The sequence below is a fragment of the Sphaerisporangium sp. NPDC005289 genome (genome assembly GCF_040607455.1).
Lineage (GTDB): Bacteria > Actinomycetota > Actinomycetes > Streptosporangiales > Streptosporangiaceae > Sphaerisporangium > Sphaerisporangium rhizosphaerae.
The window spans coordinates 53,132-66,101 of the sequence record NZ_JBEXGS010000028.1 but is presented as its reverse complement, the minus strand read 5'-3'; the positions used below and the strand labels follow the sequence as shown (position 1 = coordinate 66,101).

The window sequence follows — 12,970 nt, the reverse complement described above, 5'->3', positions numbered from 1 at the left end:
GATGGGGTGGCTAACCGTTGCTGCCCACCCGGTTCGTTCCCGGGTGCACGGGGCGGGACGGGTGGTCCGTGTGCCGGCCTGGGTGGCGCTCGGGGCACCCGTCCGCGTCCTCGTGTAGCCGGGGGAGGGCTGGGTGGGCAGCAACGGCTGGACACCCCGGTTGCTTGCGGGGTGGGCTTGTTGTCGGTTCGGTGACGGGGTTGGGCGTTGATCGGCCTTGCCGCCGTACGAGGGCGCCGATGCACCGATCTGGTTTCCGCTGTGTCGGCGTCGATGAGAGCGGTCCGGGGCCGGAAGACTTGCCGGCCCGATTACTCGCGGGATGGGCTGCTTGTCGGCCGGCAAGGGGAAGTCGCCGCCGTGGTCGGGTGCGGGGGCTGCTTCGGGGCTTGGCCTGTCGAGGACGCGTGCCTTAGGGGAGCGGACCGACCCCGGTGGCGAAGTGGCGGGGTGGCGGGGTCAGGTCAGGGACTGGGCGACCAGTTCCAGGTGGTCCATGGCCTCCTGCATGCCGCCTTCCATGCCCGAGCCGATGTGCGCGTCGCGCGACTCGCGGCTGTCGTGCTCGATGAGCGAGGCGAGCGTCGTGCGCCCGTCCTTCTCGCTGAACACGGTGGTGACCAGGGCCGCCTTGTCGGGCATGCCCTCGTATACCTCCGTCGCCACGATGCGCTCGTGCGGGACGATCTCGCGGTACTCGCCGTGGAACCCGACCTCGAACCCGCCGTGCGCCGTCAGCACGTAGCGCCAGGCGCCGCCGACGCGCAGGTCGACCTCGGCGAGCGTCACCTCGCCCCGTTCGCCGCCCCACCAGCGCCTGATGAGCTCGGGCGTGGTCCAGGCCCGGTAGACCAGGTGCCTGGGGGCGTCGAACTCGCGCGTGATCAAGATCTGGGTGTCCGCCGGGAGCGTGACCACCGCCGTACCGCTACTCGCCTTCGTCGCCATCGCGTCGCTCCGTTTCCTTGAGTTCCTCCAGCACGACGTCCATCAGGTCGAAGCGCTGCGACCAGGTGTGCTCGTAGCCCCGCACCCAGTCGTGAATGGACTTGAGCGGCCGGCCGTTGAGCCGGTAGAGGCGTTGCCGTCCCTCGTCGCGCACGTCGACCAGCCCGACCTCTCTGAGCACCCGCAGGTGCTTGGACACCAGGGGTTGGGGAAGGCCGAGCAGCCCGACCAGGTCGCCGACCGACCGCTCGCCGCCGACCAGGGCGTCCAGGATCTCCCGCCGCCGGGGCTCGGCCACCGCGTTGAACGCGTCCGTCGTCGTCGCCGCTCGTGCCATGGCCCAATCGTATTCCCATATGGGCATACGTGCAAGGCGTGTGCGTCCGGGGATCGGCACATCACGGGGAACGGCCCCGCCGGGACGGCGGTCAGTCGAACGCGGTGTCGCGCGCTACAGGCTCCCAGGCCAGCAGCTCCGCGCGCACGCGGTCCGCGTGGGACACCAGCGCGTCCACCGCGTCGTCGCCCAGGGGCAGCCGAAGCGGCACCGGATCCGCCTGGAGGGCGGCGAGGATGGCCGCGGCGGCCTTGGCGGGGTCGCCGGGCTGCTTGCCGTCCGCCCCCGAGGCCATGGACCGGGTGGGCCCGACGGTCTCCCGGTAGGCCTCCATGGCATCCGACCGGTACAGGGCGTCACCGAACAGGCCGGTCCTGAACGCCCCCGGCTCGACGATCAGCACCTTGACGCCGAAAGGCGCGACCTCCTCGGCGAGCGCCTCCGACAGCCCTTCCAGCGCGCACTTGGTCGCCGAGTACGCGCCGAACCCGGCGAAGGACAGTTGGCCGCCCATGCTGCTCATCTGCACGATGGCGCCCGAGCCCTGGCGGCGCATGTGCGGCAGCACCGCCCGCACGAGCGCGACCGGCCCGAACAGGTGCAGTTCCATCAGGTCGCGCAACTCCTTGTCGGTGGTCTCCTCGACCGCGCCGATCTGGCTGCGCCCGGCGTTGTTCACCAGGACGTCGACGCGGCCGTACCAGAGGATGACCTCGGCGACCACGGCCGCGACGCGCGCGGGGTCGGTGACGTCCAGTCGCAGGGCCGCGGCGCGGCCGGGGTGCGCGGCCACCAGGCCGTCGATCGCCTCCGGCCTGCGCGCCGTGGCCACCACGGTGTCCCCGGCCGCCAGCGCCGCCTCGGCGATCGCCCGTCCGAAGCCGGAAGAGGCTCCGGTGATCAGCCATACCCTGCCCGCCGCCGGGCGGGCGGGGGCTCCGTTGTCCACGGTCATTCGTCCATCTCCACGCTCAGAAGTCTGTTGAGGTCTCCGTTATGCCGTGAGCCGTGGCCGGCCGTCCAAGACAGAAGATCGGCGACCCGATAAACACCGCTTATCATCGAAGGATGGAGCTACGGCAGCTGCGCTACCTGGTCGCGATCGACGAGGCGGGGAACCTCAGGCGGGCCGCCGAGGCGCTGTACGTGAGCCAGCCCGCGCTGTCCTACTCCTTGCGCACCCTGGAGTCCGAGCTCGGCGTGCGGCTGTTCGACCGGCACTCCGGCGGGGTGACCGCGACCGACGCCGGGAGGGAGGTCGTGGCAGAGGCGCGGCGCACGGTCGCCCAGGCCGGGCGGGTGACGGCCGCCGCCGAGCGGCACCGGCGCGGCGAGACCGGCGTGCTGCGGGTCGGCTTCGAGGCCAGCGGCGCGGGGCGGCTCACCACCCGCGCCAGGGCCGAGTTCGCCCGCCGCAACCCCGGCGTCCGGGTGGAGCCCAAGCGGTTCGACTGGGGCCAGGAGGCCGCCGCCCTGCGCGAGGGCCGGGTGGACGTGGCCTTCGTCTGGCTGCCCGCCGACCTCGCCGGCCTGCGCGCCGAGGTCGTGCACACCGAGGAACGGGTCGTCGGGCTGCCGTCCGGGCACCGGCTCGCCGGGCGGGACGGCGTGTCGGTCCTGGAGGTGAACGACGAGCCGCTCATGTGGACCGAACGGGCGCCGCGCGCCTGGGTGGACTGGTGGGCGGTCAACCCCCGGCCGGATGGGTCGGCCCCGCGCTGGGGGCCGACCAACGACAACGTGGAGGAGATGCTGGAGCAGGTGGCCGAGGGCGCCGCCATCTGCTTCGCCCCGGCCAGCATGGCCATCTACTACGCCAGGCCCGACCTGTCATGGGTGCCGCTCACCGACGTCGAGCCGCTGCGGGTGGCCCTGGCCTGGGCGGACGGCGCGGACGCGCCCCTCGTGCGGGGGTTCGCGCATGTCGTGCGCGAACTGACCTCCGGCGGCACGGCCCTGGTGTCCTGACCGCTGGCCGCCGGTGCCCCACGGCCTTGCGGCTGCTCGTGACGGCGGCGCCGTCGGCTGGTGCCTCACCCCGATCGGGGGGCCGGGTCACCCCATTGAGTCCGCGGGAAGAAGAATGGTCCGGGTGGGCCCGACGGTCTCCTGGTAGGCCTCCATGGCGTCCGACCGGTACAGGGCGTCGCCGAACAGGCCGTTCCTGAACGCCCCCCTTAGAGGCGTGGGTCTTGGGCGGGGGTTCGGTGGCTGGCCTTGCGATTTGGCCAGGCGATGTCGTCGACTGCCAGCCATGGTTCGCAGGCCACGGTCGCTGGCGTAACTCCGGTGAACGCCACGACGTCGCGATACAGGTGGGACTGGTCGGCGTAGCCGCCGTCGCCGCGACTCGGGCTGCCTCTACACCCGCGGCCAGGCGGTGGGCGGCGCGGTCGAAGCGGACCAGCGTCGCAGCGCGTTTGGGCGGCAGGCCGATCTGGGAGTGGAACCGGGACCACAGGCGTTTGCGGCTCCATCCGACCTCGGCCGCCAGACTGTCGATCCGGCCGCGGCTCACGAGGATCCGGTTCCAGGCCCAGGAAACCTCCGCATCTACCGGCGACCCCGCCTGACGCCGACGGGCGAGCAACGCGTCGGTCAACGCGAACCGCTCCCCCCACGACGAGGCGTCGCTGAGTTGCTCACGGATACGTGACGCCTGCCGGCCCCAGAGGTCGTCGAGAGCCGCTACGGCGCCGTCCAGGTCGGCCGGGGAGACGCCCAGAACCGCCAGTGCGATTACCGGGGAAAGGCGCACCTGCACGGCCTCGAAGTTCTCGCCCCGTACCCGAACCGCGCCGAATCCGAGTCCAGCGACGAGACTTCCCCGCTGCTGCCTTCCTGCGGCATCGTCCACGATGAGCGGCCCGGCGCCGAACTCCACAACCAGGGTCACGGCCGGGTGCGGGATCGCCCGGTGGCCAACGGTCGTTATGCCACGGTCACGGAACCCAGCCATGCTGATGCCGGCCAATTGGCTGGGCCGCGCCGGGCGTGTGACGTCCCACACAGCCGCATCGTCACGCTCGCCCACGGCAGATTGCATTACCTCATGCTACGCAGGCCGGCTGACTCGGAACATTTGTTCAAGCCACCAGCACCCAGGTACGGCGACAGTGAGCCCATGACTACTTCGCCGGCGTTTGACAACCAGCCAGACGACCCAGATCCGCAGTCCCCTGACCGGGAGCCACAGGTGAGGCGCCTCCGCCGCCGAAGGCGCCGCATCATCGCCTCAACAATTCTTCTCGTAGTCGCCGGGGTGCTCGTGGGAAACACGGCGATGGTGACCTGGCAGGACGCTGACGCCACCGGGAACTCGACCCTGCCTCTGGACGGCGGGAGCATCTACGTGAGCCAGGACGGTCCCCGCGACGCCCCGGCACTCGTCCTGATCCACGGGCTCGGCGCCTCGACCCGCTGGTGGGATCCGGTCGTTCCAATGTTGACCAGGTCCTATCGCGTCATCCGGATCGACCTGCTCGGGCACGGCCGATCCGCCAAACCAGCCGGCGGCGGCTACGCCATCCCACAGCAGGCACACCGGGTCGGGCAAGCGTTGGACCGGCTGAACGTCAAGCACGCCATACTGGTCGGCCATTCCACCGGCGGCTACGTCGCCACCGCCCTCGCCGAACAACGAGGCGACCTGGTAACCGCACTGGCGTTCATCGACACTGGACCCCGCATGGACGCCTTTGTCTCCGACGGGCCCGTCGGCAAGCTCATCGACGTCCCCATGGTGGGACAACTACTGTGGCGACTTCGAACCGACGGCATCATTCGCCGGGGACTGAGCACCGCGTTCGCGCCAGGATTCACGGCCCCGCAGCAACTGGTCGACGATACGCGCGGCATGACCTACCACGCGCTCACCGCCACGTCACATGCGTCCGACGACTATCTAACCCAGCGTCCGCTCCCGGACCGGCTCACACCCCTCGGCAAACCACTGCTAGTGATCTTCGGCGAGCAAGACCAGAGATGGCGATCCTCATCCGCCGCCTCGTACCGCGCCGTAGCGGGCGCCAGAGTGGAGTTGATCCCCGGCCTTGGACACTCTCCCATGCTTGAAGATCCACCGCGCACCGCCACACTTCTCCTCACCTTCACCAACTCCGTGTTCGGCGATCAGTAGCGCCGTGGCGGGACGTCTGCTTTGCCGGGTCTGGTAGGCAAGCCACAACGCCGGGCGGTTCCGAGGCGAACAACGAGGCCGCTCGGCGATTCTACGAACGCGCTGGCTTCACCAACTCACAACACCTACCGCTGCCGTGCCGGCAGCGTGAGAGCGGAAGGTCGGCGATTCGACCCCGCCCTTGACCACAACACCTGAGCAGCACAAACGCCCCGAGCGACTATCGTTCGGGGCTTTTTGATCTTCAATGACAGCAACGTCTCCGCTGCTTCACCCCAGGTTTCCCCGTCCTGGACGATCCCGCCCAAACGCAGGATCATGAGAACGTGAGCAGGACGGACAACACAATGCCGCTTCGCTTGCAGGAGCAGGATGGTCGCCGCTACAGGCACGATATGGGCGGCTCCTATTCGGGCATCGGTCAAGATGCCAACCTGGCGGAGCGCAAGGCCCGGCAGCGGGTACGCCTCGCATTGCTGCGCGGTGAGGAACCAGAGCCGACCAGGCATCGCCATTGCGAAAAGTGGCTCTATTAAATGAAGCGTCCCGGAGGTGACCTCCGGGACGCTTCATCCACGTACGTGCGATGTGAGCCGAGGGCATCGCCGAGCTTGCCGAGAGCAGCGCACGGACTGAAACCATGCGGGTCGACAGCCCTGACTCGCAGCACTCGCTGTCCTTGAGCGCGCAGCAGACGGGAGTCTCACGAGAGGCTTCCCAGCCATGCTTGCAGCACTGACACTCGGTACGGGTTCGGGTGATGAACAGTCTGACCTCCTGTGCATTGAGTTTGTTCGGTCGCCCCTTGCTCAGGTCGGGAACCAGATGCAGCCGGACGACGCTCTCGTAGCCCTGGTAGGTCTTGGGACGCCGCTCCTCACGGACGATGTACTTAAGCCAGTAGTTCAGGTAGTCGCCGACCCTCCAGTTCTCCGAGGAGACGGGGATGCCCTCGTCGGAGTTCTTGAGAAGCACGGTCAGCTTCTTCCGCTCACACGATCACAGGGAAGCGGCCCTGACATCGCCGGTCGCGTAGCCGTTTTGGTGGGCGATCTCGTCTTGAACGGCGAGCTCCATCATAAGTCCGATCGCGTCGCGGCGGGCGATCGACGGGATCAGGCCGGCCGCGCGCTGGGCGGGTGTGAGCTCGGCGTACCGGGTGGCCCACCACCCGCCGGGGGTGCCGTCCGGCCATATAATCCGCCGGATCTGCCACGCCGGGTAGGTCTGCCCGAGCACGGAGAGCTGCTGTGCCACCAGCTCGGCCACGCGCTCCAGGACGGTGGGCTCCTGGTCGGTCATGAGGCGGACGCCAGATCGGCGATGCTCTCCTGCTCGGCGATCGCCCGGGCGAGCGAGAGCTCGTCGTCGGCGTCGACCGTGCGCCACGCCCCGGCCTTCTCCGCAACTTCGTCGTAGGGCTGTTCTCGGGTCGCCCACCATCGGCCGGCGTCGGACCTCCACACCCGCCAGCCCGGCGCCTCGGTGCGCAATCCGGCGCGGAGCTCGGCAATAGTCGCCGCAGTGCGCTCGATGTCGCCGCGTACGGCCGCCCAAGATTCGCCTGCGCGGCGGAACTGCCAGTGCGGGAATTCCCGCTGTGCCTCCTCCAGGAGGCGGTTCATAACGATGTCGTCGTTGTCCAGGGGGAGCTGTCATGCGGGTGACGGTATGCTCACGCTCCGCGATCGGGCCGAACAGTAGAGCCCGAACTATGAGTTCGCCTTTCTACTGCATGATGCGGTGGCGCTTCGCCAGATAGCGCACCTCAGGTGCCCACGACGGTCGGGCCCGCCGAGCCAGGGCGCGCACCATCTCTCGCAGCAGGCGCTTGTAGTCGAGCTCTTCGGGACACTCCCGCTCGATGCGCAGCAAGTACACCAGGCTGGCGGCGTCCTCCCCGAGGTCCTCGCAGGCTCGCGCGATCTGGCTCAGGTGCGTGGTACGTCGTTCCACCGAGGGGATGCGGGTCAGGTCGATGTCGTCGGCGACCTGAAGCGCCGCTGCCGGGCGCCGCTTCTCGCACTCGATGGTGGCCATGTGAATGGCCACGTTGGTAGGGCCGTACGCCAGGCCGAAGTGGTTACCCTGCTCGTCGATCCGCCGCGCGATGGACAGAGCAGGCCCGCGCAGTAGGTCCCGCGCCCGCTGGTCGTCTCCTCCTCGGGTTACCGAGATCGCCGCCAGCAAGTGCAGGGCCCCGTAGATCGACAGGTGGCGGTCGTCGCCGTCGGCCAGCGCGGGCTCGAAGACCTCCATGCCCTGCCGCGCGACGTCGTAGGCGACTTCATGCATGTCGTCCGACAGCATGGACTGGCCGAGGTTCCAGTGTGCCCACGCGACCATGAGCGGGTCCTCGGTTTCCTCGGCGTAGCGCATCGCCCGGTCGGCTGCCAGGTGCGCCAGATCGACGCGGCCCAAATGCTTCAGCACTCCGCGAGCGAGGATGTACGCGTCCGCGGCGACGCGGCAAGCAGCCCGGCGAGCGTCGGGCCGGCCGTCGTTGTCCAAGACCAGCCGTTCGGCGTCGCTGATGAGCAGCGGCGCCTCACGCATGAGAATCGAGTATCTGTTGTGCGAGCTCATCCAGGCGTCGCGGGCCGCGCTGATGCGTTCGGCCACCTGCTCGACGTCGGGCGGCTCGGCATCCGGGGTCAGGGTCTTGTAGGTGAAGACGGCCCGCTCGATAGCACCTACCTGGGGACGGCCGGGATCGTGGTCGTCACGAGGGCTCTCCCCCAGCAGAACCGCGGTCCGCACTCCAAGGACCTTGGCTATCTCTCGCAGCAGCGGCAGAGATGGCGTCCGCTTGCCCTGCTCAAGCAGCTCGATGTGCCGGGTGGTGCAGCCCGCCTGCGTCGCCAGCCCGGTGGTGCTCATCCCAAGCCGCTCACGCTGATGCCGAATCATGTGCCCCGTGCCGGCGTCATTCATCAGCCCTGACCTTCCTGGAGCCTCGACAACCTCAGGCTAAGGCGGGCAGCCATGTTCATGCGAGGTTCTAGGTTCATGTCCTCGTCCGGCACCGGCCACCCCTCGCGACCGGCTCGGCTGAAGTCCCGACAGCCGACACGGCAGGCGATCAGCGGATCAGGACCAGGCAACAGGACGGCTCACGCCCGTGAGTCGACCGCGAGCCGTACAGCAAGATCTCCGGAAGCCACTCCTCGGTCGGAACCAGGCCCGTCTGGCAGGCGGCCCACTCGGATGGGTCACCTAGCTTGACGCCGGTGCCCCACGGCCTTGCGTCTGCTCGCGATGGCGGGGCCGCCGGTCGCCTCACACCCCGATCGGGGGGCCGGGTGACCCCATTGAGTCTGCGGGAGGAAGATCTGTATGGGTAGCGTGTCGGGAGTCGGCAGACGAGCCCGCAGGACGGGCCGAGCTTTCCTGGAGTAGTGATGACGGCCACCCTCGACGCACCGCCGCCCGTGCCTTTCGACGCGGTCTGCCCGCTGATGGGGGTGGAGGAGGAGTACCTGGTCGTCGACCCGGCGACGCGCGAGGTCAGCCCGTGGGGCGCGCGCATCGTCGAGCGCGCCGCCGTCACGATGGGAGACCGGGTCTGCACCGAGATCACCAAGTTCCAGGTGGAGGCGAAGACCGCCCCCTGCGCGGGCGTGGCCGAGCTGGAGGGCCAGCTGCGCCGCATGCGGGCGGCGGTGGCCGCGGCGGCCCGCGACGAGGGCCTCGCGCTGGTCGCCTCCGGCACCGCGGTGCTGGGCCAGGTCGTGCCGCCGCCGATCAACGACGACCCGCGCTACGGGGTCGGCGTGGCGACCTACCGGGCGCTGCACGACGAGCTGAGCATCTGCGCGGGCCACGTCCACGTGCACCTGCCCGACCGCGAGCGGGCCGTGCTGGTGGGCAACCACGTGCGCCCCTGGCTGCCGGTGCTGATCGCGCTGATGGCCAACTCGCCGTTCTGGGCCGGCCGCGACACCGGGTACGCGAGCTGGCGGACGCTGTCGTGGGGCAAGTGGCCGGTGGCCGGGCCGCCGCCGTACTTCGGCTCCCTGCGCGAGTTCGACGAGACCATCGCCGCGCTCACCGAGATGGGCGCGCTGGTCGACCCGGGGACGATCTTCTGGGACGTCCGGCCGTCGGCCCGGCTGCCGACCCTGGAGGTCAGGGTCACCGACGTCCCGGCGACCGCGGAGGAGTCGGCGCTGCTCGCGGCGCTCGTGCGGGCCCTGGTCGTGGTCTCGCTGGAGCGGGTCGAGCGGGGCGACCCGGGGCCGCCGCTGCCCGCCGAGCGGCTGCGCGTGGCGTACTGGCGGGCGGCCCGCGACGGGCTGGACGGGCACGGCGTCGATCCGGTCACCGGGCGGCTGCGCCCGGCGGCGGAGCTGCCCGGCGTCCTTCTGGAGCACCTGCGCCGCGCCCTGGAGGCCACCGGCGACCTGGACCTGGTCACCCGGCGGCTCGGACGGCTGGCCGCCACCGGCACGGGCGCCGCGCGCCAGCGCGCCGCCCATGCCCGCCGCGGCCGCTTCACCGACGTCGTCGACCATCTCATCGACCACCTGGTCCCGGCCGAGGACTCCGGTGAGGAGGGTCACAGGTAGCCGGTGAGGAACTCCTTGAGAGGGGCGACGTGCCGGACGGGGTCGCGCCACTGGGCCAGGAGGTCTTCCAGCAGGTGGCGTTCGGCCACCTGCTCGCCGTGCCGCCAGACGCGGACGACGGGGTGCAGGAAGGCGCTCTCGTGGGCCCGCTCGGGGGTGGGGTGCCGCTTGATGGCGAACACGTCGTCGTGGCGGTCGCGGCCCCAGCGCAGGGTGACGGTGAAGCACAGCGGGTGCTCGGCGAACCGCTCGGCGGCGTAGTCCTCGGGCAGATCCTGGTAGTGCGTGACGGTCCCTGCGTCCTGGTCGACGACGTAGGCGTCGCACAGGTACTCGAACTGGGTCCACAGCGCCGAGCTCCAGTTGACCCGGTCGAGCATGGTGGCGGTCAGCCGGCCGGGGTCGGGCGGCAGCGCCCGCCGGTCGAGCGGGACCGACTCGTACCGCTCGGCGAGCAGGGCGGCCATGGTGCGCAGGTTGTAGCGGAACCCGTCGATGAACGCCGAGGAGGCGCGCTTGAAGTCACGGGCCTGCATGAGCGTGCCGGCGAAGTACAGGCCGTCCACGTTGGCCGACTGGAAGTCGGGGCGGATGGCGGGCATGCGCCCGCTGGGCGTGAGCTCGGGACGGCAGGACTCGCCGAACAGGGAGGTGTCCATGGTGAACCCGGTGCAGCGGATCACCGCGTCGTACTCCAGCAGCGCCTGCTCGCCCTCGGCGAGGGTGTAGGTGATGGCGGCCTTGTAGGTGTCGCCCTCGCGCCAGATGCGGTCGACCGTGCACTCGAGGACGCCGTGCAGGGTCTTGAACCAGTAGCTGTCGAGCAGGGCGCCGTACTGGCCGCGCACGTTGCCCGGGTGCTTGGTGTTCCACGCCAGGGTGACCGGGCTGGGGCTGGCGAGGTGGATGATGGCGGCGTCGCCGAGCATCGAATGGGCGGTCTCGAACGCCGAGTTGCCCTTGCCGATGATGAGGACGCGCTTGTCGGTGAACTGCTCTCCCGACGTCGGAACGTTCTCGTAGCCCATGGCCAGCTCGATGCCCGGGATGTCGGGGATGTTCGGTCCGCCCCAGCCGGTGGCGACGATCAGGCACTCGGCGCGGACCACCTCGCCGCCGGCCAGGTGCGCCAGGAAGACCGAGCCGGTCTTCTCGACGCGCTCGACCGGCGTCCCATAGCGGACGTTCAGCGCGTGCTCACGCTGGAAGTCGGCCAGGTAGCGCACCAGATCGTCGGCGCACGGCAGGTACTCCTGCGAGTAGCGGGGGAAGGTCAGCTCGGAGGAGTCGCTGAGCAGGGAGTTCCAGTCCCAGCGCAGCAGGATCTCGGGGTCCTTCTCGGTGGTGTGCACCTTGTTCAGCGAGATGAGCCTGCGGTGGCGCGGGAATCGCCGGAAGAACCCGCCGGGGGCCTGCTCGCGCTCCAGGGTGAGGTAGTCGGCGCCGGCGCTCTTGAGGTAGTAGCTGAGCTGCAGCCCCGCCGGGCCGGCCCCGATGATCAGATAGCGGACGCGCCCATCCTGTCCTGTGGTCGCCACGGGCTCAGGCCGGGACGGTGGCGCAGGAGCAGTTCATCCGCGCCCGCTCGTCGGGACGGGGACGGCGGTGCAGCCACATGGCCACCACCATGGGCACGAAGACGACGGCGTTGTAGAACAGGTGCAGCTCCACGCGGGGCACCAGCAGCTGGATGATGCTGGTCGGCACCGGCCGGCCGAGCAAGTGGACGCCGGTCAGCGCCTGCAGCAGCAGGAGCAGGTGCTCGAAGTGGTGCCACACCTGGATGCCGAGCGAGATGGTCCACCAGGTGAGCGCCCGCCCGGTGAAGCCCTTGCGCAGCACGATCAGGCCCACCAGCATCAGCAGCGCGTAGCCGTAGTGCATCCACTCGGAGGTCACCAGCCACGGGAACGGCAGGCCGAGCACGCCGCGCGCCTCGGGCACCGGCCAGCCCATGACGTAGATCTGAATGGCCTGCGCCACGTGCTCGGCCCAGTGGGCGAGCACGATGAACAGGAACACGTTCAGGCCGAGCCGGTGGTGGTCGGTGTTCAGCGAGGTGATCAGGTCGTGCCGGTGCGGTAAGGCGCTGGAGTGGCTGGCCATGGTTCCTCCGCGGTCGTCGGGTCGGTCGCCGCCGGGCGCGGCCGTCGCGCTCCGTGCCCCGCGCGGCGGGGGGGCATGCGTGGGCGCCGGCCCGCCGGCGGGCCGGCGCGGCCGTCAGGAGCGGCGCTGCGCCTCGGCGAGCAGGGCCAGGTAGCCGTCGGCGACGATGCGCTCGGCCCGGGCCGCATAGGAGGCCGGGTCGTCGGGGGCGATCGTCGCCAGGCCGTCGACGTAGCGGTTGTACATGCAGAACGCCGCGGCGATCAGCACGGTGTCGTGGATCTCAAGATCGGTCGCCCCCTCGGCGCGGGCGGCGGCCACGTGCTCCTCGGTGACCTCGCGCCCGCCGCGCTGGACGGCGGCGGCGATGCCGAGCAGGGCCCGCAGCTTGCCGGAGACGGGAGCGGAGGACAGGTCGTCGCGCACCTCCTCGACCAGCTCCATGCCCTCGGGGAGCTGAGCGGCGGCGTAGTGGGCGTGCGAGTTGTAGCAGTAGCGGCACTGGTTGAGCGAGGAGACGTACGCGGCGATCAGCTCGCGCTCGCCCGGGGTGAGAGTGCTCTCGGCCCGCAGCAGCACCTCGACCAGCGCGTTGAGCGGGCCGGCGGTCTCGGGCCGGAACCGGAACAGGCCACGGATTCCGGGTTCGTCGGTGGTAAGGGTGATGTGGGGCATGGCAGTTTCCTCGCCGTCGTGCAGTTGAGGCCTTTCACGCAGCCCCACGTGCGCATTTCATCCGACAAACGCTCATGCTCGCCATTCGACCACCCGGCTGTCAATGGCTGTTTTCGGACATCCCTTAATCACGTGACGGTGCCCCTTAAATCCTGTTGTCCACACCGGTATGGCTATATGGTAAGTATGTCCTCACTC

Annotated in this window: 13 protein-coding genes and 1 pseudogene; 4 read left to right on the top strand and 10 right to left on the bottom strand. The window is 69.9% G+C overall.

Features of this window, described 5'->3' with window-relative positions; translation table 11 throughout:
• Positions 1-459 precede the first annotated feature (459 nt).
• The 3 genes from ABZT47_RS34555 to ABZT47_RS34545 form a co-directional block, all read right to left on the bottom strand.
• Positions 460-948 carry an SRPBCC family protein gene (locus tag ABZT47_RS34555; RefSeq protein WP_354851802.1) on the bottom strand — a complete coding sequence of 163 codons (489 nt, stop codon included), beginning with the start codon at positions 946-948 and terminating at the stop codon, positions 460-462.
• On the bottom strand, positions 929-1,285 hold the full coding sequence (locus tag ABZT47_RS34550) for a metalloregulator ArsR/SmtB family transcription factor (RefSeq protein ID WP_354851800.1): 357 nt from the start codon (positions 1,283-1,285) through the stop codon (positions 929-931). Before ABZT47_RS34550 ends, ABZT47_RS34555 begins: the two co-directional genes overlap by 20 nt.
• A 91-nt stretch (positions 1,286-1,376) precedes the next feature.
• Positions 1,377-2,240, bottom strand: a complete 864-nt coding sequence (locus tag ABZT47_RS34545) for an oxidoreductase (RefSeq protein ID WP_354851798.1) — start codon at positions 2,238-2,240, stop codon at positions 1,377-1,379.
• Positions 2,241-2,353: 113 nt separating this feature from the next.
• Between ABZT47_RS34545 and ABZT47_RS34540 the strand changes: the two genes are divergently transcribed.
• The 3 genes from ABZT47_RS34540 (at position 2,354) to ABZT47_RS34530 (ending at position 5,959) form a co-directional block, all read left to right on the top strand.
• Complete coding sequence (locus tag ABZT47_RS34540; RefSeq protein ID WP_354851796.1) at positions 2,354-3,253, top strand: LysR family transcriptional regulator; 900 nt, start codon at positions 2,354-2,356, stop codon at positions 3,251-3,253.
• Between the two features lie 1,315 nt (positions 3,254-4,568).
• Positions 4,569-5,423 (top strand): alpha/beta fold hydrolase, encoded by an 855-nt coding sequence (locus tag ABZT47_RS34535; RefSeq protein ID WP_354851794.1) that lies wholly within the window; start codon positions 4,569-4,571, stop codon positions 5,421-5,423.
• 326 nt (positions 5,424-5,749) lie between these two features.
• Positions 5,750-5,959: a hypothetical protein gene (locus ABZT47_RS34530; protein ID WP_354851876.1), complete on the top strand. Its 210-nt coding sequence runs from the start codon at positions 5,750-5,752 to the stop codon at positions 5,957-5,959.
• A gap of 235 nt (positions 5,960-6,194) precedes the next feature.
• On the opposite strand, the pseudogene ABZT47_RS34525 reads toward ABZT47_RS34530, so the two are convergent.
• From ABZT47_RS34525 to ABZT47_RS34510, 4 genes and pseudogenes are all read right to left on the bottom strand, one after another.
• Positions 6,195-6,398, bottom strand: a pseudogene (locus ABZT47_RS34525) (site-specific integrase); the annotation flags it as partial.
• 24 nt (positions 6,399-6,422) lie between these two features.
• On the bottom strand, positions 6,423-6,725 hold the full coding sequence (locus ABZT47_RS34520; RefSeq protein ID WP_354851792.1) for a hypothetical protein: 303 nt from the start codon (positions 6,723-6,725) through the stop codon (positions 6,423-6,425).
• Positions 6,722-7,048 carry a hypothetical protein gene (locus ABZT47_RS34515; RefSeq protein WP_354851790.1) on the bottom strand — a complete coding sequence of 109 codons (327 nt, stop codon included), beginning with the start codon at positions 7,046-7,048 and terminating at the stop codon, positions 6,722-6,724. The genes ABZT47_RS34520 and ABZT47_RS34515 overlap by 4 nt, the downstream gene beginning before the upstream one ends.
• A gap of 103 nt (positions 7,049-7,151) precedes the next feature.
• Positions 7,152-8,333, bottom strand: coding sequence for a helix-turn-helix transcriptional regulator (locus ABZT47_RS34510; protein WP_354851875.1), 1,182 nt, complete (start codon positions 8,331-8,333; stop codon positions 7,152-7,154).
• Positions 8,334-8,824: 491 nt separating this feature from the next.
• On the opposite strand from ABZT47_RS34510, the gene ABZT47_RS34505 reads away from it, so the two are divergent.
• Positions 8,825-9,991, top strand: coding sequence for a glutamate--cysteine ligase (locus tag ABZT47_RS34505; RefSeq protein WP_354851789.1), 1,167 nt, complete (start codon positions 8,825-8,827; stop codon positions 9,989-9,991).
• Here ABZT47_RS34505 and ABZT47_RS34500 read toward each other — a convergent pair.
• The 3 genes from ABZT47_RS34500 to ABZT47_RS34490 all read right to left on the bottom strand — a co-directional run bounded on the left by ABZT47_RS34500 (position 9,982) and on the right by ABZT47_RS34490 (position 12,772).
• Positions 9,982-11,529, bottom strand: a complete 1,548-nt coding sequence (locus ABZT47_RS34500) for an NAD(P)-binding domain-containing protein (RefSeq protein WP_354851787.1) — start codon at positions 11,527-11,529, stop codon at positions 9,982-9,984. The two genes, ABZT47_RS34505 and ABZT47_RS34500, sit on opposite strands and share 10 nt — an antisense overlap.
• Before the next feature lie 4 nt (positions 11,530-11,533).
• Positions 11,534-12,097, bottom strand: coding sequence for a hypothetical protein (locus ABZT47_RS34495; RefSeq protein ID WP_354851785.1), 564 nt, complete (start codon positions 12,095-12,097; stop codon positions 11,534-11,536).
• Between the two features lie 114 nt (positions 12,098-12,211).
• Entirely contained in the window at positions 12,212-12,772 is a 561-nt protein-coding gene (locus ABZT47_RS34490; RefSeq protein WP_354851783.1) for a carboxymuconolactone decarboxylase family protein, read from the bottom strand.
• Positions 12,773-12,970 lie beyond the last annotated feature (198 nt).